This is a genomic window from Mannheimia haemolytica, from assembly GCA_900638155.1.
GTDB classification, from domain to species: domain Bacteria; phylum Pseudomonadota; class Gammaproteobacteria; order Enterobacterales; family Pasteurellaceae; genus Mannheimia; species Mannheimia glucosida.
Genome location: LR134495.1, coordinates 983,158 through 1,006,304, shown reverse-complemented (window position 1 = coordinate 1,006,304; position 23,147 = coordinate 983,158). Strand labels below are relative to the sequence as shown.

22 protein-coding genes are annotated in these 23,147 nt (G+C 38.4%); 4 read left to right on the top strand and 18 right to left on the bottom strand.

What is annotated here, in order from left to right:
• Positions 1 to 64 precede the first annotated feature (64 nt).
• From deoD to EL242_RS05150, 3 genes are all read right to left on the bottom strand, one after another.
• Positions 65 to 784: a purine-nucleoside phosphorylase gene (gene deoD, locus EL242_RS05160; protein WP_006247875.1), complete on the bottom strand. Its 720-nt coding sequence runs from the start codon at positions 782 to 784 to the stop codon at positions 65 to 67.
• A gap of 20 nt (positions 785 to 804) precedes the next feature.
• Positions 805 to 1,581, bottom strand: a complete 777-nt coding sequence (gene deoC, locus EL242_RS05155) for a deoxyribose-phosphate aldolase (RefSeq protein WP_126301766.1) — start codon at positions 1,579 to 1,581, stop codon at positions 805 to 807.
• A gap of 138 nt (positions 1,582 to 1,719) precedes the next feature.
• Positions 1,720 to 2,982 (bottom strand): NupC/NupG family nucleoside CNT transporter, encoded by a 1,263-nt coding sequence (locus EL242_RS05150; protein WP_126301765.1) that lies wholly within the window; start codon positions 2,980 to 2,982, stop codon positions 1,720 to 1,722.
• 177 nt (positions 2,983 to 3,159) lie between these two features.
• Between EL242_RS05150 and msrA the strand changes: the two genes are divergently transcribed.
• Positions 3,160 to 3,666 carry a peptide-methionine (S)-S-oxide reductase MsrA gene (msrA, locus tag EL242_RS05145; protein ID WP_126301764.1) on the top strand — a complete coding sequence of 169 codons (507 nt, stop codon included), beginning with the start codon at positions 3,160 to 3,162 and terminating at the stop codon, positions 3,664 to 3,666.
• Positions 3,667 to 3,698: 32 nt separating this feature from the next.
• Here msrA and EL242_RS05140 read toward each other — a convergent pair whose 3' ends face one another.
• Both EL242_RS05140 and EL242_RS05135 read right to left on the bottom strand, forming a co-directional pair.
• A complete protein-coding gene (locus tag EL242_RS05140; RefSeq protein ID WP_232019696.1) occupies positions 3,699 to 4,961 on the bottom strand; it encodes a surface lipoprotein assembly modifier in 1,263 nt (420 codons plus the stop codon).
• A gap of 99 nt (positions 4,962 to 5,060) precedes the next feature.
• Positions 5,061 to 5,666 (bottom strand): factor H binding protein domain-containing protein, encoded by a 606-nt coding sequence (locus EL242_RS05135; RefSeq protein ID WP_126301762.1) that lies wholly within the window; start codon positions 5,664 to 5,666, stop codon positions 5,061 to 5,063.
• Between the two features lie 148 nt (positions 5,667 to 5,814).
• Here EL242_RS05135 and EL242_RS05130 point away from each other — a divergent pair, with 148 nt between their 5' ends.
• Positions 5,815 to 6,171 carry a helix-turn-helix domain-containing protein gene (locus EL242_RS05130; protein WP_126301761.1) on the top strand — a complete coding sequence of 119 codons (357 nt, stop codon included), beginning with the start codon at positions 5,815 to 5,817 and terminating at the stop codon, positions 6,169 to 6,171.
• A gap of 7 nt (positions 6,172 to 6,178) precedes the next feature.
• Here the strand turns inward: EL242_RS05130 and EL242_RS05125 are convergent, their stop codons facing one another.
• From EL242_RS05125 to EL242_RS05080, 10 genes are read right to left on the bottom strand one after another with little or no spacing between them, the layout of a single operon-like run.
• Complete coding sequence (locus tag EL242_RS05125; protein ID WP_126301760.1) at positions 6,179 to 6,979, bottom strand: glycosyltransferase family 2 protein; 801 nt, start codon at positions 6,977 to 6,979, stop codon at positions 6,179 to 6,181.
• Positions 6,979 to 7,863, bottom strand: coding sequence for a glycosyltransferase family 2 protein (locus EL242_RS05120; RefSeq protein WP_126301759.1), 885 nt, complete (start codon positions 7,861 to 7,863; stop codon positions 6,979 to 6,981). Before EL242_RS05120 ends, EL242_RS05125 begins: the two co-directional genes overlap by 1 nt.
• Positions 7,856 to 9,043 (bottom strand): hypothetical protein, encoded by a 1,188-nt coding sequence (locus EL242_RS05115; protein WP_126301758.1) that lies wholly within the window; start codon positions 9,041 to 9,043, stop codon positions 7,856 to 7,858. The genes EL242_RS05120 and EL242_RS05115 overlap by 8 nt, the downstream gene beginning before the upstream one ends.
• A 10-nt stretch (positions 9,044 to 9,053) precedes the next feature.
• Positions 9,054 to 9,839, bottom strand: coding sequence for a glycosyltransferase family 25 protein (locus tag EL242_RS05110; RefSeq protein WP_126301757.1), 786 nt, complete (start codon positions 9,837 to 9,839; stop codon positions 9,054 to 9,056).
• Position 9,840: 1 nt separating this feature from the next.
• Positions 9,841 to 10,779: a glycosyltransferase family 52 gene (locus tag EL242_RS05105; protein WP_126301756.1), complete on the bottom strand. Its 939-nt coding sequence runs from the start codon at positions 10,777 to 10,779 to the stop codon at positions 9,841 to 9,843.
• The gene (locus tag EL242_RS05100) at positions 10,776 to 11,981 is read right to left on the bottom strand and encodes a flippase (RefSeq protein ID WP_126301755.1); all 1,206 of its coding nucleotides are present in this window, start codon (positions 11,979 to 11,981) and stop codon (positions 10,776 to 10,778) included. Before EL242_RS05100 ends, EL242_RS05105 begins: the two co-directional genes overlap by 4 nt.
• Before the next feature lie 9 nt (positions 11,982 to 11,990).
• On the bottom strand, positions 11,991 to 13,175 hold the full coding sequence (neuC, locus tag EL242_RS05095) for a UDP-N-acetylglucosamine 2-epimerase (protein WP_126301754.1): 1,185 nt from the start codon (positions 13,173 to 13,175) through the stop codon (positions 11,991 to 11,993).
• Positions 13,176 to 14,435: a cytidylyltransferase domain-containing protein gene (locus EL242_RS05090; RefSeq protein WP_126301753.1), complete on the bottom strand. Its 1,260-nt coding sequence runs from the start codon at positions 14,433 to 14,435 to the stop codon at positions 13,176 to 13,178. It abuts the gene before it with no gap.
• 59 nt (positions 14,436 to 14,494) lie between these two features.
• Positions 14,495 to 15,532, bottom strand: a complete 1,038-nt coding sequence (neuB, locus tag EL242_RS05085) for an N-acetylneuraminate synthase (RefSeq protein WP_126301752.1) — start codon at positions 15,530 to 15,532, stop codon at positions 14,495 to 14,497.
• Complete coding sequence (locus EL242_RS05080) at positions 15,532 to 16,176, bottom strand: acetyltransferase (RefSeq protein ID WP_126301751.1); 645 nt, start codon at positions 16,174 to 16,176, stop codon at positions 15,532 to 15,534. The genes neuB and EL242_RS05080 overlap by 1 nt, the downstream gene beginning before the upstream one ends.
• Before the next feature lie 125 nt (positions 16,177 to 16,301).
• Between EL242_RS05080 and EL242_RS05075 the strand changes: the two genes are divergently transcribed.
• Positions 16,302 to 17,045: a YdcF family protein gene (locus EL242_RS05075; protein WP_126301750.1), complete on the top strand. Its 744-nt coding sequence runs from the start codon at positions 16,302 to 16,304 to the stop codon at positions 17,043 to 17,045.
• Between the two features lie 76 nt (positions 17,046 to 17,121).
• Here EL242_RS05075 and priA read toward each other — a convergent pair whose 3' ends face one another.
• The 3 genes from priA to EL242_RS05060 form a co-directional block, all read right to left on the bottom strand.
• Positions 17,122 to 19,320: a primosomal protein N' gene (gene priA, locus EL242_RS05070; RefSeq protein WP_126302717.1), complete on the bottom strand. Its 2,199-nt coding sequence runs from the start codon at positions 19,318 to 19,320 to the stop codon at positions 17,122 to 17,124.
• A 75-nt stretch (positions 19,321 to 19,395) separates the two neighbouring features.
• Positions 19,396 to 20,295 (bottom strand): EamA family transporter RarD, encoded by a 900-nt coding sequence (rarD, locus tag EL242_RS05065; protein ID WP_126301749.1) that lies wholly within the window; start codon positions 20,293 to 20,295, stop codon positions 19,396 to 19,398.
• Positions 20,296 to 20,436: 141 nt separating this feature from the next.
• The gene (locus tag EL242_RS05060) at positions 20,437 to 21,654 is read right to left on the bottom strand and encodes a pyridoxal phosphate-dependent aminotransferase (RefSeq protein WP_126301748.1); all 1,218 of its coding nucleotides are present in this window, start codon (positions 21,652 to 21,654) and stop codon (positions 20,437 to 20,439) included.
• A 187-nt stretch (positions 21,655 to 21,841) separates the two neighbouring features.
• On the opposite strand from EL242_RS05060, the gene EL242_RS05055 reads away from it, so the two are divergent.
• Positions 21,842 to 23,137: an isochorismate synthase MenF gene (locus tag EL242_RS05055; protein WP_126301747.1), complete on the top strand. Its 1,296-nt coding sequence runs from the start codon at positions 21,842 to 21,844 to the stop codon at positions 23,135 to 23,137.
• Positions 23,138 to 23,147: the final 10 nt, after the last annotated feature.

The following is a 23,147-nucleotide window of genomic DNA, read 5'->3' as shown; positions in this document are numbered from 1 at the left end:
AAAATAACAAGCGGTGAAATTCTGCAAATTTTTTGCAAAATTTCACCGCTTGTAAGATTAAATATTATTGCTTATCGCCAATTAATACTGACTCTAACGCAATTTCAATCATACCATTAAAGGTTAATTGACGTTCTTCAGAGGTAGTTTGCTCACCGGTGCGGATATGGTCTGAAACGGTGCAAATTGCTAATGCTTTTGCTCCATATTCTGCCGCTACCGCATAAATGCCTGCTGCTTCCATTTCTACGCCTAAAATGCCGTATTTTTCCATTACATCAAACATTTCGACATCAGGTGAGTAGAATAAATCCGCAGAGAATAAGTTACCGAAACGAGCTTCAATGCCTTTTGCTTTGGCTGCTTGGTGTGCCGCTAATGTCATATCAAAGTCGGCAATCGCTGCGAAATCGTTATCACGGAAGCGAATACGGTTTACTTTAGAATCGGTACAAGCCCCAACACCGATTACAATATCACGCACTTTGACATCATTACGCACCGCACCGCAAGAACCAACACGGATAATTTTCTTCACACCATATTCGGTAATTAGCTCTTTAGCGTAAATAGAGCAAGACGGAATCCCCATACCGTGCCCCATTACTGAAATACGACGACCTTTGTAAGTGCCGGTGTAGCCTAACATATTGCGAACATTAGTTACTTCTTTTGCGTCTTCTAAAAAGGTTTCAGCGATATATTTAGCACGAAGCGGATCGCCCGGCATAATTACAACGTCTGCGAAAGCACCTTCAGGTGCGTTAATGTGTGGAGTAGCCATTTTATGTTCCTCTTTATTAATTAATAGCCTTGAACAGCTTGTTGCTGCTCATCGTTCAATGTTGCTAATAAATTAGCTAATAAACTTGATGCACCGAAGCGAAAATGTGATGCATTTACCCAACCATTACCCAAAATTGACTCTGCGAGTGCTAGATATTGTGCCGCTTCTTCCGAGGTTTTTACTCCTCCTGCCGCCTTAAAGCCAACACACTCTGCTACACCTAAATCACGAATAGTTTCAAGCATAATACGAGCTGAGTCTAATGTTGCGTTCACCACTACTTTACCGGTAGATGTTTTAATAAAATCCGCACCCGCTCGAATAGAAATCTCACTCGCCTTGCGAATTAATTCTTCAGTTTGTAATTCACCGGTTTCAATAATAACTTTAAGTAACACATTATTAGCCGCACAAATGGCTTTACATTGTTTTACCAGTTCAAAACCGACCTTTTCATCACCGCTAATCAGTGCTTTGTATGGAAAGACAACATCAACTTCATCAGCCCCATAAGCGATAGCAGCTTTCGTTTCAGCAACGGCAATTTCAACATCGCTATTACCGTGAGGAAAATTAGTCACCGTCGCAATTCTTACTTGTTCAATACCTTCTGACTGTAATGTTTTACGGGCAATCGGCACAAAACGAGGGTAAACACATACTGCGGCAGGCGTGCCATATAATGTTTTAGCTTGCTGACACAACGAAATAACTTTTTCATCTGTATCATTTTCGTTCAGTGTCGTTAAATCCATCAAAGATAACGCCAATTTTGCCGAATCTTTTAATGTCATTATTTCCTCCTTTTCATTCTTATTTGTAAAATAATATAAAAATTTAACCGCTTGTAAATAGCATACAGTAATGCAACCGTTTACGTTGAGCTAAAAAGATTAAAACCACTATTTCTAGTGGTTTTAATCAGAGTGTTTTTATAAAACTGCGCCGCCTAAGCCGATAAATAAACCTGCAATAGTTGCACTCATTAAGTTTGCAAGTGAACCTGCAATAACCGCTTTAATACCTAAGCGTGCAATATCTCCACGGCGATTAGGTGCCATTGCACCAATTCCACCGATTAGAATCGCAATCGAGCTGAAGTTTGCAAAGCCACAAAGTGCAAAGGTAATAATTGCAACTGTTTTTTCACTTAAATGCACGGTTGACTCAGGAGTTAAATATTTAGCAAACTCTAAATAACCAACAAATTCATTCACCGCAAGTTTTAAACCAATCATTTGACCTGCAATTTCAGCTTCTTCCCAAGGTACACCGATTACCCATGCAAGCGGTTTGAAAATCCAACCGAAAATTTGACCTAAGTTTAAGGTTTCGTAGCCAAACCAGCCACCTACACCACCTAAAATACCATTAATTAATGCAATTAATGCGACAAATGCAATTAACATTGCCCCTACGTTTAAGGCAAGTTGCATACCGGAGCCTGCACCAGCTGCTGCCGCATCAAGAATATTTGCCGGTTTTTCTAAATCAACTGCTTCTAATTCATCACGGAATTTTTCAGTCTGTGGTACCATAATTTTCGCAAATAATAAACCTGCTGGAGCAGCCATAAAGGAAGCAGCAATCAAGTAAGTGAGTGGCACCCCCATTCCAGCGTAACCTGCCATTACCGAACCAGCAATAGAGGCTAAACCACCCGCCATAATCGCAAAGAGCTCAGATTCAGTCATTTTACTAATATACGGTTTTACTACCAGTGGTGCTTCAGTTTGTCCTACAAAGATATTCGCTGCGGCAGACATTGATTCCGCTTTTGAAGTACCTAATGCTTTTTGTAATAAACCACCTAAAATGCGGATCACCCATTGCATCACACCAATATAGTAAAGCAATGAAATTAATGCAGAGAAGAAAATAATGGTTGGAAGCACACGGAAGGCAAACACAAAGCCACCTCCGCCAAATACTTCAAACATTTTATCGCTGACTAAGCCACCGAATAAAAATGAAATCCCCTCATTACCATAAGAAATCACTTTTGACACACCATTTGCCATTGCATTTAAGGCATCACGTCCTGCCGGAACATAAAGCACTAATGCACCAATAGCAACCTGTAATGCTAACGCACCTAATACTGCACGTAAGCTAATCGAACGCTTATTAGTTGAAAATAAAAATGCAATAAGCAGTAAAACAATAATGCCTAAAAGGCTATTTAGCGTACCCATAGAACCTCTAATATAAAATAACTAAAAAGTGCCGATACTATACCTATTTTTACGTAAAAAATCTTGCGAAATTATCATCAATTAAGACAAAAATTGACAAAAACCAAATTATGGTATTTTATTATTCATCACAAGCGGTTAAATTTTAAAAAAAGTTACACAAGATAGAGAGGTAATATGCAAAATATTCGTGAAATTTACTTAGCCGGAGGCTGTTTCTGGGGTGTGGAATCTTTTATGCAACGGATTAATGGTGTACTTAAGGCTCAATCAGGCTATGCTAATGGCAATACTGACAATCCGACTTACCAAGATGTGTGTGCAGGCAGCGGACACGCTGAGGTGGTAAAAGTAACTTATGATGCCAACCAAATTAGCTTGGCGAAACTGTTGGATTATTTCTTTAAAGTGATTGATCCTGTGAGTATTAATCAGCAAGGTGGCGATATTGGCATTCAATATCGCACCGGCATTTATTATACTGACCCACAAGACGAACCGGTGGTAACTGCTGCACTTGCCCAATTGCAGACCCAATTTGATAAACCGCTGGCAGTAGAAAACCAAATGTTAGAGCAATATTTCCCTGCCGAAGAGTATCACCAAGAATATTTAGTGAAAAACCCAAACGGCTACTGCCATATTGATATTCAGCTGATGAATGAGATTTTGAAGAACCAGTAACATCATTAAACATTAGGGGCTATGCCCCTAATTTAAAAGCTCTTTTCAAATAAAAGTGTGATTTGTTTATCGGTGTAAGCGTAGAGGCTAGCTAAATTACTCTGCTGCTTTTTCCATACAACACTTAATTTAGGGGTAACACCTAATAAGTGCCAATCTCGTTTCCAAAGCTTAGCATTTACATTATAGATTTTATCTCGTCTGATTTTATTGAGAGGAATAATACTCGCCAGTATTGCCTCATCGTGAAATGTTCGACGGGTAAATGCAATACTCAACTGACTAGAAATCCCACATTGATATTCTTGTAGCCACCCTAGGCGAATATTTTTGCTTGTGGAGCCGTACTGTTTTTCCCTTGCATTTTCTTTTGAAATTGCCCCTCCAACATAAAATAGTTGTTTAGGATTAGGCAACCAAAGCAACGTATTGGAGAAAGTTTTGATATTACCCGCTTGCAAATTTTCATCAAAAAATGACCGCTTTTCAAATAATAGCACCGTCTGATGCTTCCATTGGTTAGAGAGAGAGAAATCATAACTAAGCTGGAGCCCATTAGACCAATGAAAAGACTTATTTCCGAACCAACGTTTATCATAAAACGGCTGAATGCGTAGCGTTTTATCTGATTTTTTATAGGCATAGCCCAATAAAACTCGATTAGATACATCATCAAAACGGTGATTGTCCCAATAAATTTTCCCTGTGGTTTCATTACGAAAACTTAAATAGTGAGAAGTGAATAAATTAAAATCTTTCGCTAAATCCACATTAAATGTAAAACCATTCGCTTTCTGCGGTAACATAGTTTCGTTTTTAATAAAGCCTGTATTCTCAATTTGCGGCTGGCGAGATACATTCGCCACATTATTAGTTTTAAGATAAGAGAGATTTAAATAAAATTGCCAGTCGTTACGTTGATTTATCGCCTCTAAATAAGCATCAATTTTTTGGTAAGCTATTTCAGGCAAGTCAGTAATGCTTTTTACTTTCTCAAATTGCAATTTAGCTACGTGATCTTGCTTATCTGCAAATAAAACAATCGCAAGTTCCATACGAATAGAATTTAATTCCGGCTTTTGGCTTATCATTTGTCGATAAATGCTAATCGCTGTTTGGTAATCTTGCTGAATAAAGGCTGATTTTGCTTTTGCGTAAGCGATCACCATAGGATCGGCATTTTTTTGCTGTTGGTAATCTTTTAGAAAAGCTTGGATCGCCTCAAATTCTTGTTGGTAAATAGCTTGTTTTAATTGTTCTTCAAGATTAGCATTATTTGCTAATGCTGCTTGCATACAGAAAAAGGCAAAAAGTGAAATACAAAACCGCATAGTTGATGAGGGTAATAAATGACCAAAAGTCAGGTAATCTCTACCTGACTTACATAAACCGAATTAATAGCGAATACCGCCAAAAGATGTGTCATAAGAAGGAGCTGTAGGGAATTTCACTAAGCCTGCAGCCTCTTTTGCACGATTACCAAATAATCCACCTTCGTAAGTACCTCGTTCTAAAAGTGTACTTGCCTCACCATTAAATTTCGTGCCATTTAATGCTGTTTGGTGTAAGGTAATATCTTGCACTCTGCCATCATTTAGCAATGAGTATTCAATTTTTCCATCGACAGTTTTACGATCAAAATCAACATTCAACGTTGTTTTACCACCTTTAGAAACTTCACCTGTCGCACCACTTACCCAGTAAGAATCACCAAAATATGTTGCTGAACCTGATGGAAGTTGGGTTGCTTCTGTACCTTGATAACGTAACTCTCTCACTGTTTTCACATCATTGATCCAAACGCCATAGAATGAGTCATTTTGGTTTTTACCATAGAACTCCCCTCCAACGGTTTTTCCTGCCACATCACCTTTTGGACTATTGGTTAAATCAACCTTAGTGCCGTCCGGCGTTTCAGCTTTTCCACTACTACCGCCACTACCACAAGCGGTTAATAAAACAGATAAAGTTGCAACTGAACAAAAAAGTAGCTTTTTCATAGAAACCTCTAATTTAAATAAGTAACAGACAAACAAAATACTCAATAAGTAAGTATTGATACAAATTATTACTTATTTATTACTCTGTTTTCAAGTAAAAAAATCACGAAAATATCAATAAATAAGTAATTTTAGGTACAGAGTAAAAATGGCACAGTTGCTTGCAGTAGAAGTAGATAAATTGATTGGGAAACGTGTTCAAGAAAAGCGTAAGGAATTAGGCTATTCCGCTGAAAAATTAGCCGAATATATCGGATTATCTCAACAACAGCTTTCGCGCTATGAACGGGGAGCAAGTAAAATAAATGTCGCACATTTAATTGATATTGCGATTTTCCTCAAAACACCGATTAGCTGGTTCTTCCAAGACTGTATGCCGGAAGATGATCTTTTGAAGGATATGAAATTTAATGAATTAGATAGGAAATGGGAACAGCTTCCTTTAATACAAAAAGAAGCTGTGATGATTTTTCTAGAAAAAATAGCAGGAAGTTATAACCAATGAAAAACGGCTATTTTCTTAGCAAGCTATAAACGGCTTTAAGTGCCGATAACGGCAATAAACGTGGAATTGCACGCATTAGGAAAATCCCAAAGCCTGAAATCGGATCGTGAATCTGGCAGCGGTTTTTCAATTGATATAAACGCCATTCTGCCTCCGCTTGAGCCATTCCACGTCGTCTGCCAACCATTCCATTGCCTACTCTGGCATACACCAATAGATCTGGTAAGTTTGCCACTTGTTTAAATTGAGCAATGAGTTTGATCCATAAATAGTAATCTTCTTGCAGATCTTGATAACCGCCTACTTCCAACACTTTGGATTTTTGATAAGCCACCGTCATATGGTTAAACGGACAACGCAAGCGGGTGAATTTGACAATTTCCTCTGCGGTGGTCGGTACATTGCGATAAGCCACAATATCGTGAATATCTTGCCCAAATTCAGCAATTTGACCGCCAAAAATCACGGTTTCAGGCTGCTGTTCAATAAATGCCACTTGTTTCTCAAAACGTTCCGGCACACAAATATCGTCTGTATCCATTCTGAAAACCCATTCATTCTTACAATGGGTTAGCCCATCATTTAGCGTTTTACCTAAACCTCGATTTTGTGGGAATTTCACCGCATTAATCGGTAAAATCGTACTATATTCTTCTACAATCGCCTCTAATTCTGGGGTAACTGCTCCATCAAAACAAACCACAATTTCATCCGCTTGTACGGTTTGTGCTTTCAAACTTTCAAAACATTCTCTTAAATATTGCGGCTGCTCTTTAATGTATAACGACATTAAAACGGAAAATTTCATTACATAAACCTTTTCAAATTAATCGCCAGTTTCGGCGAAACAAGAATAACCAACGCAATAATCAGTTGTTTGATATTTTTTGTCTGTTTAAACATCTCAAAATAATAACCGGCTGCCTTGCGGGATAAATTCATTACGTGTGGATAACTTAAAATATAAAGCGAATTGAGCTTAAAATTATTCGCCTGCTCAGATGTTTTGATATACGTTTGTTGAATATACTCAATCGCCTTTTCTGTATTAGTTGTGTCGGTTGAAACACTGGTACGTTTGGTATGGAAAGTACAATAGGTCAAGGCTTCATCCACATACAATGGCTCAAAACTCGGCTCTTCCAATAATTTCAGTAAGAAATCATAATCTTCAAGTGATCGTAAGCGGTCAGATAATCCACCAATTTTGCAAAAAAGTGATTTCTTCAAACCAATCATCGGCATACCGCCAATTTTATTCGCTTTCAGAATATTCTCTTTAGTTAAGTCACTTTTGTGTTTAAACGGCTGGGTAACGTAGGTAAAACCTTCATTTACCATTTCACATTTTGCCGGGTGATACACAAAATTAGCAGTTGGATTGTTCGCAATCTCCACTGCTAAACGTTGGCATTTTTCAGGCATAAAGCGGTCATCATCATCTAAAAACAACAGCCATTCTTGTGTGGCATTAGCTGCCCCTACATTTCGGCTTTGTGCTGCCCCTACATTTGGATTATTTCGAATAACCTTTACCTCAAAAGGATAATTTTTATTCACTTCCACAGGATCTTTTGAGAAATCATCAACAATGATCACTTCAAAATTATACGCTGTTTGTTGCTTTAAACTCTCAAGCAACGCATTGATTTCTTGATTGCGGTTATAAGAAGGCACAATAATACTAAACATTTTCAGCCTCTTTGTTTTTGCAAAAAACTGTCACATTCCGACCGCTTGTTCCAAACAGCGATAAGAACATTAAAAACAGCATCATCAGCCCCGGGAAGGCAAAGGTATCCGCCTTAATATTTAAAATAGCTAAAATGCCGATAGTGGATAAGGTAAAAATCCAACTACCTTCAAACCAATTCACTGCCACTTTGCGTACAAAATAGCAAGTGAAGACAAAACACGCCAACATATAGCTTACCCCACCATATAATACTTGGCGAATATAGCCGGAATCCGAGCCACCATAATAGCCCCCTGTTTTGGTGTAATATAAACCATCACCGGCAATAAACTGATTTAAAGTCGGTAAAAACAGATGGTTTTTCACTAAATTATCGGTTGAAGAGCTGACTTTTCCAGTGCCGGATAATAAATTAATTACCGGTTCTAAGGCGTGTTCAACATAACGATTTTCCGGAAACACAATCGCCAAAAATAGAATTAAAGCAGTAAATGCAATCAGCGGTAATATATATTTCCATTTAAAATAAAGGGCGATACTGATAACCGATATTAATAAAAAAGTTCGACCTGAAATTAAGCCGATACATAATAGTAAAAATAAAAACCACTCATTCACCGCATCTGTTTTTTTATTATATGCCAATAAAAAATGTAATAGCATTAAATAAAAAATACTTAATTGGAAAAAGGCAGAAGAGGTGATGTTATATAAACGGTATTCTTGTTCCGAACCAAAAAAGCGAGGCATCATTGCATTGCTGGATAATAAAAAATCCACCATAAACGGCAAACCTAATAAGGCTGTTACACCACAAATCCATTGAATAACAATGCCGATTTTTAAATCACGAACGAATAAAGTTTTACCTTGTTGGTTATGATAAAAAACATTATAAATGGCAATCCCGAATACAAATAAAATCAGCATTTTGACATACATTGCCAGCACACCAATTTCTTTTGTACTGTTAATCAATAATGGAATAATACTAAAGCCGATTAATGCAATAATTACAATCAGGCTATCTTTAGGAATAATAATGCCATTCGATTTGCCCTTGATTATTTGGAAAACCAAATAGCCACAAGCAACAAGCCCTGCTACAAACGCCATTCTTAAAAAATGGAAAAACCACGGGTCGTAAAGATAAAATAAGTTAATGAGTGCTGACATTTCAGACCTATTATGAATTTAGCTGAGTAAAATTACGTTTAATTGCCAGTAATTTTTTAAGTGGATATTTTACGGCTTTTTTAAATAAGTTATTACTTAATGAACCACGCAAATCTTCCAAATTACTAATTAGAACAGGATTTTCTATCGCCATTAACGGGCGGACAATTAACACATCAAATTTGAAATTCTTTTCAAATAAAATAAAATCATCGGCAAGCCAGTATGGATTTTTTCCGGCACATTGTGCTAAAAACTGAAAAGAGGTCGATTTTTTAATTAAATATGCAACCGTACCAGCAAAATAATTCAGGTAAGAATAAGCATATTTATATTGGCTATTCGGAATATTTTTTTGCAAAAAGCCAAAGGTTGATGGGTAATTAAGCTCTAATTCGCTATCGTTAAAAGTTGGAATTTTCGACTGCCCAACTAAAATAATATCGGCTTTTAAATTTTGTGCTAATAAAGCATCAAGATGTTTTTGGAAATCATCGGCAAATAAGGCATCATCTTCACACACTAGGCAGTAATCATCGTCCGCAATAGTGCTATCTTCGGCAATTTTTTGGTAAACGGCTAAATGGCTTAAAGTACAACCTACTTCGCCCTTAGTGGTTTTACGCCCATATCGCTGTTCAAATAGAGCCAAATCAAAACGGTTATTTAATGCCTCCCAATCATTACTCATTGTATTAATGGCACTGAACACCTCAAAATCTTCCGTATTGGGCTGACTAAAAAACAACTCTCGTCTTTTTACATCTTTTTCTAATGAAATTAAATATTTCTTCATTTTATTCTCTAATATCAATAATCTGAACGCCTAATTTTTCAAGCAATTCATAACTTTGCAGATAAGCCGGATTATCTACATTCACTCTCAATGCCACTACTTCAATATGCTTACTTTTATTTAAAATATTAATCACTGCACTACTAAAATAAGTATAAACTCTACATTTTTTATGGCTAAACTCTTGAAAAATATAATCTTCAAAAATTAGATTAGTATTAATATATTCTACATTTTCTAATTGATACGTTTCTCTTGGGTGAGGCAAATATAACTCAATACCAAATCGTTGAATGACTTTTTCCGCTAATGCTATATTTTTTTCATCATCTCGTTCAAAAATAGGCTGCCCTAATAAAATATGGGTAACTTTATCGTTTAATGGTACTGTATCCGCTGGTTCAACATTCTTAATAAGATCAATATAAACCGTATTTTCAATAATATTCGGGAAATCTTTGTAAATCGTATAATGGATTTTAGAGCGTTGTTTTAGCTTTTCCAGGCTATATTTATTACCTAAAACAAGATTAATCAATTTTCGATTTAACCCAATATTTTCAGCTTGATAGAAAATACTGTTTTGTACAATATTAGCTGTGCCATCATCAAAGGTATTGAGTTCTTGAAAGGAAATTGCACTTAATAGGAATTGAATTTCTAACTCATTAATATTTGCCAAAAACACTTTATTAAACTGCTTACCGCCAAAAGTGCGTTTCAAATAAATAATTTCTTTTAATAATTGAATACGCTCGCTATGCTGTTGCATCGCAAAGAATTGTTCGCATTTTTGAGCTAACCTAGCTTGGTAAAAATCAAATTTGGCGTTTTTTACCGTAGAAAGCATCACCCCATAGAATCGTTCATTAGGGTGCATTTCAATGATTTTTTCAGCAATCAATACTTGCAAGGGCGTGCAACAAATAATTAAATTCATACGGTTTTTCCTACTTTTGCCGTCATTATGTAGAGAATCGGAATAATGCTGATTGCACCAATAATACTGGCAAAAGGAATATATTCAATTTTAGTAAAAGTTAAAGCAAATAATGCAGCTAAATAAAAAATAGTAGATAAAATCGAGCAAAGCGAAATCAGCTTATTTTTGCCATAAAAAAATAAATAATTCACTAAAATGAGATAAGGAACAACCAACATTGTCGCAATTAAAAAGAGAATAATGTAGTATTTTGTACCTACAAATTGGCTACCTAGAAGCCATACCACTAATTCTTCAGGAATAAACCACATCACAATAGCCGGCAGTGGCACTATAAATAAAGCATAAAACGCCCATTTGTGGATATGGCGTACATTAATTTTTTTCTGCTTTAAGGCTTCATAAAAATAAGGCAGTGTTGCTTTATTTAAGGCTTGAACCACAATGGCTAAAATCATTGCAATTTGAGCCCCCATTGCATATAAGCCTAAATCCGCTTCGCTAAATTTATGGTAAATAAATACTCTGTCTAACTGCCCTTTTAGAAAAATACTGGAATGGTGCAAAATCAACGGAATACCAAAACCTAATAAATACAATAAAGCGGTTTTATGGCGGGCAAGGCTAAATTTCTTCGTTTTTGCTCTTTTAGCATACAAAAAGTAAGCGATTAAAAAGACTAAGCCATTGCTTATCAAAATCGCTAAAATCCGCTTTTCTACTAAATCGGTCTTAAAATATTCCATCATTGCAACGGTAATTACTGCCGAAAAAATCGCCGACATTAATTGAATCGTTGTATAAGCAACCGCCTGTTTTTGGCACTGCCTTACACTAAGCTGTACATTCAGAAACGATTGAAACATCGCCCCAATCGCTACATAAGCAATAATTTCAGACTGGAAATACCAGCAACCCAACAGAATAAGCAAAGTTGCACAAAGAGTATATAAATACCCGGTACTCAAAACTAAATTTAGTGAACGCCTACCATAAAAATAGAAATAGCGAGCAACAGCCCCATCTTGGCTAAGCCCGATAAAAATCACAAATAAAGCGGCGAAGGTTTGGTAATAAGAAAGCTCCCCATAGCCTGCCACACCGAGTTTGCGGGAAAAGTAGGGTAAGAGTAAGAAAGGAATTGACTTTGAAGCCAATTCCCCAATTAAATAAATCACGCTGTCTTTAACTGCTTTCATAGTTGCAAATTATTCTGATTTTTTGACCGCTTGCAAGAAAGCCACATCATAAAATCCTTTAGGTTGAGTATGGTAACTATCTGCTAAGAATATTTTAATTGCATTGTAAGCCTTTTCCATCGCATTGTCTTGAAAATATGGATTTTTCATATCAGGCAAACGGTATTGGAAATCGGCTGAAATCAATTTTTCAATACCTTCCACGATAGCCTGCTCGTTACTCTCCACATCAATTACGCTCTCCCCCCGTACTCGACCTTGCTGGCGATTACCGATATTTAGCGTACCAACGCCGCAACTTGGTGCTTCGATCAAGCCTGATGAACTATTACCAATCAACCCATTTGAATATTTAATCAACGCTAAATACTCTTCCGGTTTTACTGAGGTGAAAAACTTAAATTGATTTTCATCGGTGTAATCCTTAAAGCGGGCATAAATTTGCTCTGAATTGGTGTCTGAATTTGAGCCAATAAAAACGAATTGGTATTTGTCTTTAAACTGCTCAAAGGCATTGAGCAATGCATCAATCTGATCCAACACGGAAACATCGGTTAAGGTTTCCGGGTGAAACACCACTAAAAAATAAGGCGATGTCGGAATGTCTAATCTCTCGACTAATTCTGCTTGAGTCGGCAGCACTAAATCCAAGCTATTTTCTGCCCCCAACGAACCGGTATTCACCACATTTTCCGGCAACTCACCCATTTGAATCACACGCTGTCTATATTCTTCAGTTGAAGTTAAATGCAATTTAGACATTTTGGTAATGCAATGGCGAATAAATTCATCGTAATTGCCCAATGTTTGCTCGCCACCGTGCAGATGAATCAACGGAATATTATGCATCGCCGCCGCCGTTGCCACCGCCAACATCTCGTAACGATCCCCTAGCACAATCACCGCATCATAACGATGTTGCTGGAAATGTTCGCCAAATTGGTCTAAACACTCTGCCATCGAATGAATAACTGCTTGGTTATTTTCGCTATTTAACGTCAATGGAATACGAGCTGCAATCTCAAAGCCATCTTGCTCAATAACAGTCACCGTATTGCCATATTGCGGATCCAAATGCATCGCTGTCACGACCAACGAAAAATTGATGTTTGGATCCTGATCTAATTTCTGTAATAAACGTTTGACAATCCCGTATTCAGCACGAGATCCGGTAATATAGGCAATATTTTTCATTTAGTTGAGTTCTTTTTCCAAAATAGCAGTTAATTTCTCATAACCTTTTGCATTTAAATGTAATCCGTCATCGCTGTAGCTTAAATCCAATTTGCCGTATTTATCACTAAATGCCTGATCTAAGCTAATCCATTTCACCGCTAAATTATCTTTAAGATATTGATTTAACAAGCGAATATCGTTGTTATTGCGATCGACTCTAAATGCCGTTGGGGTAATTTCCAAGAAATAGAGATTAATATCTTCACGAATTGCTTTTAATTGTGTAATTAAACGATTGATATCCGCTAGAATTTTTTCATCACTCCAGCCGTTACGCACCAGATCATTTGTACCAAACATTAGCACAACATCTTTTGGTAAAGCTAAAATCAAGCCTTTATCTAAAATCAGTTCACTGTATTCTTTAGTTGAAATGCCCGCAATCCCCAAGTTATTGACTGCTTTACCATTTAAATGTTCAATATCCCAACATTCAATAATCGAATGCCCGATTAAAGCAATCTCTTTCACTTCTCTAAAGTTCTCTTTTTTCATTAAAATTGAACGTTTAATAGTTTCAAGTAATACTTTTTCTTTATTTCGTTGTTGTAGGATAAAGTAGAAATACTCAAAATCTTGGCGGTCATCAATATCAATGGATACATCTTTGTCCATAAAATATGCCAAACATTTCGCTCCATAGAAATGTTTTTGCGCTAAATAAGCTGTCGGTTTTGCCGAAAAAATTGCACCGTTTGGCGAATACTCCGGACGGTATAACTGGCGAGCATAGTTAGAATAATCCAACTGGAAATGTTTTAAGCTCTCATCTTCTTCAATCACACGGGTTAATGTGGTAGGTTTATGAGCATCAGAAACAGAGACTAAGAAATCAAATTGCTCAAAATTTTTCTCAAACTTCTCGCAAGACTCTTTAATGTGCTGTGCGGTTCTTAACGGAGAAGTCGGCTGAAGTAGCACAAAATAGTCAAAATCTACCGATTTATATTGATTTAACACATCTTCAATTACTACAAAAGAACTGGCTTTATCACTAGCTAAATGCTCGGCACGTTTGATAAATTCAATCGGATAGTGTGAAAGCAAATCAATATATTCTTGAGAATCGGTACTGACAATAATCTTTTCAAATTGCCCCGACTCAATCGCTGCTTCAATAGAGTACGCCATTAACGGCTTACCATTGGCTAATAATACATTTTTATTCGGCAAGCCTTTTGAACCGGCTCGGGCTGTAATAATTGCAATTTTTTTCATAAATTTGACCGCTTGTTAAACACAAAATGATGAGACTTTCGCCCCATCACTATATTATATTACATCTGATTTTGAAAACGAGAATCTTGGATTAATTGATCTTCTTCAAAATCGTGTTGTGCTTCTTTGCCTAGCACATCATACCAAAACATTGGGCTAATGCCATTACCCGGGCGTTTAGTCGTAATATTTTCGGTCGTAAAAATTTCACCTTTTTTAATTGGGCGTGCAGCAATAATCGATTTTCTTGCCACAATTTTATTTTTTGCTTCCGAATTGGTAACTAATTTCTCGGAAGAACCTAGTGATTTTTCCACCGCTCGGATCCCTTCACACAGTAATTTCAGCTCTTCAGGCGTAACTGATGCTTTATGATCCGGCCCTTCAAAGTTTTTATCTAAGGTAAAATGTTTTTCGATGAAAGTAATGCCATAAGGTACTGCCGCCAACCCTGCAAAATAACCGGCAGAGTGGTCAGAAAAACCTAAACTATAGTCACCAAACTCCTGTTTTAACTGATGGAACGCATTCAAATTTACATCTTCATAAGGTGTCGGGTATTCAGTATTACAATGTAAAATCGTAATATCTTTTTTCGCCATACCGTTATCTTCCAACACTTTTAATGAGGCTTTAGTTTCTTCAATCGTTGCCATACCGGTAGAAATAACAATCGTTTTTCCCTCAATCGGAAGTCGCGCAATTTTTTCTAAATACGGCAAATTGGTTAATTCGCCTGATGGAATTTTCCACACTTTTTGTTGCTGGCTTGCTAAAAACTCAATCGACTCGAAATCGAATGGCGTGGAGAATACCTCTAACCCCAATGAACGAGCGTAAGCCTCTAATTTCACAAACTCATCATAAGGTAACTCTAATTTACGAGTCATTTCTAATTGAGAATCTGCCGTGCCGGTTGTTACTTTTTGATATTCCGCTTTCGGGGCATACTTAGAAATCAGCTTATCTGCTTTGAATGTTTGGAATTTCACCGCATCAACGCCACAGGCTTTCGCTACATCAACCATTTTCTTTGCTAAAGCAGGATCACCGTTATGGTTACAACCGATTTCTGCCACAATAAATACTTTTGCCATTATTTTATATCCTTAATATATTTCGCCGGAACGCCCGCCACTACAGTGCGAGGCTCCACATTTCTAATTACCACTGCACCGGAGCCAACCAACGCAGCTTCACCGATTCTTAATTGACCGTTGATCACAGATGAACTGCCCACAAAAGCATAATCTTCGACAATCACATCGCCATTTAGTGTCGTATTGGTTGAAATATTGCAATGATTGCCGATAAAACAACCATGCTCAACCAGTGATTTAGTGTTGATGATCACATTATCGCCTACGGTGACGCCACTGTTTACAATTGCCATTTTTCCGACAAACACTCCAATGCCTAGAGTGGAATTTTTAGACACCAACGCTGTTTTATCCACCACATTAATTATCTTACAACCAAACTGCTGTAATTTAAAAAACTTCTCTAGCCTGTGTGCATTATCCCCAATACTAATAAAATAGCTATAATGTTCACGATTAGCAAAATTTTGTACTGTTGATGCCAATACAGGGTAGCCTAAATGAGAACTGCCTTCAGGTTTAAAATTATCAATAAATCCACAAAATTCATACTGCTCGTGATCAAGTGAATCTAAAACTGACTTTGCATAACCACCAGCTCCGATCAAAATCAATTTTTCTCTTGTAGATTGCTGCTTCATAACCATTGCCCTTAACGCATTTTAATTCAAATGGAGCATTTTAATACTTTTCAACCAAGAAAAATAGACAACCCTCCTATAATTTAGGAAAATGAACTACATTTTCTACTTAATAGGCATTGTTTATGTTTGAATTCATTAAACTGATTACCGCTATGATCTTACCACCATTTAATATTATTTTGCTGTGGTTGTTAGCATTAATCCTCTTTTCTTTAGGCTATAAATACGCTGCTTACTTCTTTGCCTTGTTAGGTATTCTGATTTTATATATCTTCAGCATTCCCTATACTTCACAGAAATTAGGGGATTCATTAGTCGAAGCAGAGCCATTTACCATAGAGAAATATAAAAATGCTCAAGCGATTGTGGTGCTAGGTGGCGGGCTACGAGACAGCCAAGAGTTATTCGGCAAACTGGCAATTACTGGTATTCCACTAGAAAGAATGCGTTATGCTGCTTACCTGCATAAAGAAACCGGCTTACCGATTTTAGCGACCGGAAGCAGCCCAAATGGGACTTCTGAGGCAAAGGTTATGGCAGATGAATTTAAAATGTTCTTCAATATTGAGACCAAATGGCTGGAAAATAAGGCGAAAACCACCAAAGAAAATGCGATTTTCAGCCGTGAGATTTTAGAAAAAGAGAATATTCATAAAATCATTCTTGTTACCAACCAATGGCATATGAAACGGGCTGAAATGCTGTTTAGCCAACAAGGATTTGAGGTGATGCCTGCCAGCGTCGGTTCTGGCGATACGCCCGATCATTACAAACTCAACTTTATGCACTTTATTCCGCAAGCCGGTGCAATGAATAGCAATATGCTGGCATTAAAAGAGTGGATTGGTTATTGGAAAGAGAAATAACCGAAGATAAATAGCAGCAAGGCAGGTTTTCACCTGCCTTCTTTTTGCAAAAAATCAGTCAAAAACAACCGCTTGTCTAACTAATCTCTTGCGGATCAATATCTATATTCAACCTGATATTATTCGGAATATTCAAACTCTCCCTCTCTTGATCAAAAGCATCAAGCAGCTGTTGTAATGCCCCACGAATCGGGTGTTGAATCAGCAATAACCAGCGGTAATACCCTGCTTTCTTCGCCATTGGGGCTGAAAATGGAGGAGGGAGTTGGAAGCCCTGCCCGTTTTGTTGCTGGATTTTTTGGCTAAAATAATCCGCTAATTGTTCAAGTAGCTGTAAGGTTTGTTGATTATCTTTACCGGTCGCTTTGAACAAAACTTGCGAGGAAAATGGCGGTAATCCCATTAGTTTCCTCATTTTTAACGCCTCATCAGCAAAGGCTCGGTAGCCTTGTTCCAGCAAGGTTTTAAGTAGTGGGTGATCAGGGTAATGGGTTTGTAGCACCACTTCGCCTTTTTTCTCCGCTCGCCCTGCTCTGCCTGCCACCTGTATGTATAGCTGTGCCAATTTTTCTTCCGCACGGAAATCGGTTGAAAATAACGCTGAATCTACATTAACAATCGCCACCAACGTCACATTCGGGAAATGATGCCCTTTTGCCAACATTTGCGTACCAATTAAGATTTGGCTTTTCCCCTCTCGAATAGCGGTCAAATGGTTTTCCAACGCCCCTTTGCGAGCGGTGGAATCTCGGTCTATACGAGTCACTTGGTAATGAGGAAATTGCTGATTTAGCACTTGCTCAAGCTGTTCTGTGCCAATACCTGTAGTGATTAAATGGGTTGAACCACAATGCCCACACTGGCGAGGAATCACCTTTTGAGTGGCACAATGATGGCAACGCAATACTTTTTGCTTTTGGTGGTAAGTAAAAGGCTTATTGCACGCCTCGCATTCACAAACCCAACCGCATTCGTGGCAAAGTAATACCGGAGCAAAACCACGGCGATTTAAAAATAACATCACTTGATTGCCTTGCTCTAACTGCGTTTTCATCATTGAAAGTAAACGTTCCGACAAACCGGCAGTTACCCGCTGTGTTTTTAAATCAATAATCTGCTGATTTGCCAGTTGTGCATTGCCGGCTCGAGCAGTTAGTGTCAGTTCGATAAATTTACCGTTTTGCACATTGTATAAACTTTCAAGGCTAGATGTTGCCGAGCCTAGCACAATCGGAATATTCGCATTTTTTGCCCTAACTACCGCCAAATCCCGTGCGTGGTAACGCCAACCGTCTTGTTGCTTAAACGAGCTATCGTGTTCTTCATCTAAGATAATCACGCCCAATTTCTGAAACTGGGTGAATAAAGCAGAGCGAGTGCCGATTACAATCGCACTTTCGCCATTTTTCGCCCGCAACCACGCATTTAACCGCTCGGTTTCGTTCATATTCGAGTGTAGCACGTCAATTTCAACGTTAAAGCGAGCCTTAAAGCGTTGTACTGTTTGCGGCGTTAGCCCAATTTCAGGCACAAGCAAAAGCACTTGTTGCCCTCGCTTAAGCACTGTTTCAATTAACTGCAAATACACTTCGGTTTTGCCTGAACCTGTTACGCCATTGAGCAAAAAGCTCGCAAAAGTAGTTTGTGTGTTTAAACGGCTGACCACTAAGGTTTGTTGTTTATTTAAGGTCAGCCGATTGCCGACATTAACTAACGGCAATTCACCTAGCGAGTCTTGCCACGATTGTGCCATAAACGGCAGTTCAATCTTTTCAACATAGCCTTTTTCGATTAAGCCTTTCCAAGCCGATGGGCTACAAGCGGTCGGTTTTTCAAAATATTTTGCAGATTCGGCAAGCTCGCTTAAAAGCTCGACCTGTTTTTTGGCTTTTTTATTTTCACCGATAATCAGAGACTTACGCCCTTGCTCCGTCACCACAAAATAATTAGGCTGAACTCGCTCAGTGGAATCGCCATTGCGTAATTTTACCGGTAAGGCTCCGGTTAACACTTCACCAATCGGGGCGTGGTAATACCGAGCCGCCCAGTGGAGCAGTTGCCACATTTCTGAGTCAAAGATCGGGCTAAAATCCAACACTGCTTTAATCGGTTTGAGTTTTTCGGTTGGCACATCGCTAGCTTGTGGGAAATCGACCACAATGCCGATTTTGGTTTGGCGACCAAAAGGCACAACCACCCGCCCGCCTTGGCAGGCATTCAATGCCGGCGGCAGTAAATAATCAAAATAACGATGTAACGGCACATTCAGTGCCACACGAATTAATCTCACTTCTCTAAACCTATTTTTATGCCACTGACAAGCGGTTAAAAATGCTCAATGATTTGCAAATCAAACTTTCTCTGCAAGCCTGCGTTTTTTATTCTGTTTATGCAAACTGATAATACCATCTAGCACTAAAAATAAAATTGCAATCAGTAAACAAGCCATTAAAAGATAAGATTCTTTGGCTAAGGTTTCACCAATTAAAAACGAAATCAGCAGCATCACACAAGGCTCGACATAGCCAAGCAATCCAAGCAAATTAAAGGGTAAAATCGTGCTTGCCAGCGTGTAACTGATTAACGCCGCCCCACTGATTAGCCCCAGTAAGGCAATAAAAAAATAAATTTGCGGGTTTTGGTTTTCCACATAAGCCATATCGGTTTGACCGATAAAATAGAGCGAAATCGGAATTAAAAACAGAATTTCCAACACAAAACTGTGTAAATGGCTTAGCCCAAATTTACGCCGAAGATAAAAATAAATCGGGTAGCCGGTGCAAACAAACAGACTTTCTAACGACAGTTTTCCGGTGAGCACAATATTGCTGACAACCCCTACAAAGGCAAATCCAATCGCAATCCATTTGTTAAAAGAAAGGGGTTCTTGATAAACCAGTTTACCAAAGGCAACCATCATAATCGGCATCAACAAATAGCCCACTGATACTTCAATTGCTTTACCACTATTCGGTGCCCATAAAAACAACCACATTTGCCCGCCGACAATCGCCGAAGTAATTAACACCACCAGTAGCAAATAAGGCTCGTTTTTCAGGCGGGTTAAGAAAGCAATAAATTCAGTTTGTTTTTTGAGCAACAATAACGCCAAAAAAAGAAAAGGTAGCGTGACTACCATACGAATGCCGAAAATGCTCACGCCTGAAAGTGGTTTGAGGAAAGTGGCTAAATAATACATACAGCCGAACAGCACGGAGGCGGAAAGCGATAACAGAATGCCTTTTAACATAGAGACAAATTTTGCAAGGACGCACGAGCGTCCTTTATTGGTAAAAATTGAGAGAAAAATAACCGCTTGTAGGATCTAGGGCCTATACAAGCGATTAATTGCCAAACATTCTTGTTTTAGCTGGGGAAATTAGGCTGCTTCCTAATCTTGGCGATAGGTTTTTAAGAAATTTGCCAATCGCCCGATTGCCGCCTCAATTTGGTCAGTATGAGGCAAAGTCACCACACGGAAGTGATCCGGCTTTTTCCAGTTAAAACCGGTACCTTGTACCAATAACACTTTTTCTTGTTGCAACAAGTCGTAGATGAATTTTTGGTCATCTTTAATGCCGTACATTTCGGTATCAATTTTCGGGAACATATATAACGCCCCTTTCGCTTTTACACAGCTAATGCCCGGAATTTGTACCAATAATTCGTGCATTTTATTTCTTTGTTCCAGCAAACGACCGCCGGGCAACACAAATTCATTGATACTTTGATAACCACCTAATGCGGTCTGAATAGCGTGTTGCATCGGCGTATTAGCACATAAACGCATCGAGGCAAGCATATCCAAGCCTTCAATAAAACCTTTAGCTTGATGTTTCGGACCGCTCAGCACCATCCAGCCCTGACGGAAACCGGCAACACGATACGCCTTGGATAAACCGTTATAAGTTACGGTTAATACGTCCGGTGCAAGAGCAGCAATATGGTGATGTACCGCACCATCATAGATAATTTTTTCATAAATTTCGTCAGCAAAAATAATTAAGTTATGCTGACGGGCAAGTTCTGCAATTTCCAGCAAAATTTGACGGCTATACACTGCTCCGGTCGGGTTATTCGGGTTGATAACCAAAATCCCTTTAGTGCGAGGTGTGATTTTTGATTTAATATCTTCAAGATCAGGGAACCACTCATTTTCTTCATCGCACAAATAATGCACCGCTTTACCACCGGCTAGGGTTGAAGCTGCCGTCCATAACGGATAATCCGGCATCGGAATCAGAATTTCATCACCATCATTTAATAATGCCTGCATCGACATTGTGATCAACTCAGATACACCATTACCAATGTAAACATCGTTTACATCCATACCACGCATACCTTTTGATTGATAATATTGCACAATCGCTTTACGGGCGGAATACAAACCTTTTGAATCACAATAGCCTTGTGCGGTTGGAAGATTACGAATCACATCCACTAAAATTTCATCGGGTGCTTCAAAGCCAAAAGGGGCTGGGTTACCGATATTCAATTTTAAAATTTTATGCCCTTCTTCTTCTAAGCGAAGTGCCTCTTTATGAATTGGCCCACGGATATCGTAACGAACCTGAGCTAACTTATCTGATTTGGGAAAACGATCCATTGTAAACTTCCTATAATGTATTATTTAATTGTAGTCTCATCCCGCTGTTCAAAAAATCGGTAATTCGGAATGAATTTGTAAACATTACTCTAATTTGGGAGGAAAAAAAAGAGGAAATACGTTAAAATGGAGACCTTTTTTTCAATCAGCTAAAAACAAGCGGTTTCTTTTTCTGATTTTTTTGCAAATGCTTATTTTTCATCAATTAAAACAAGAACTTACAAAAAGTTACTCAAAAGTGGGAAGAGAGCAAGGATTGGTCGCCATTCAAGCCTCTATGCCGCTATTGGAGGAAAATATTCCGCTACTCGGTTGGTTGAAAACACAAAAAACAAGCTACCCTCACTTTTTTCTGCAATATCGTGATACAGATCAGACCATTGCCACCATTGGCACACTTCGCCAATTTCATACGCTAGAAACGGCACAGTCTTTTATTCAGCAACATCATTTCCCTTTAATCGGCGGGCTACAATTTGAAGGCAATACGCAATTTATTTTGCCCCAATTTTCATTGGTAAAAAATCAGCAAAATTTAACCGCTTGCTTCTACTTTGATAGTGATAACTTTGAACAACAAGCGGTTATTTTTGAACAATTTCTTGCAAATTTCCCCCAAATTACCGAATTAGGACTAACGGATAATCCGCTCGTTTCAATGAGTGCCACCAGCCATTTTGAGCAATGGAAAGCCAATATTGAAAAAGCGATTGTCTCCATTGAGCAGGGCGATTTTCAAAAAGTGGTATTGGCAAATGCGATGAGACTTCAGTTTGAGCAACCGATTTGTGCTTACAGCTTGCTGGCACAAAGCCAAAAAACAAATTTAGGTTGTTATCACTTTTTATGGGCGGAAAGTGCTGATGTTGCCTTTCTTGGCTCAACCCCTGAGCGGCTATATCAACGCCAAGGGCTACGCTTTTCTACCGAAGCCCTTGCCGGAACCGCTGCGGTTACCACCAGTGAAGTGCAAACCGAACTCAATGCCCAATGGCTGTTAAGTGATCCCAAAAATATCTATGAAAATCAATTAGTGGTTGATGACATTGAAAACCAACTCAAAGATTGCGTGACCGAATTTGCAGTATCCGAGGCAAAAATTAAGCGTTTGCATAATGTGCAACACCTACGCCGCCAGATTCAAGCAACGCTCAAACCGGACACCTTAGATGTAGATTGCTTAAACAAAATCCACCCAACCGCGGCTGTTGCCGGCTTGCCTCGCCAAAAAGCAAAGGGTTTTATTACTGAGAATGAACCTTTTACCCGCCATTGGTATGCAGGTACATTAGGCGTAATGAGGAACGAGGAAGCCGAATTTTGCGTAACACTCCGTTCTGCGTTAATTTCACAAAATTCAATCACACTTTATGCAGGAGCCGGCATTGTGGCAGGCTCAGGTCCACACTCAGAATGGCAAGAAATTCGCCGTAAGGCTCAAGGAATGGCAAAACTGCTGAATATTGATTTAACAGCATTATAGAAAACAGCTT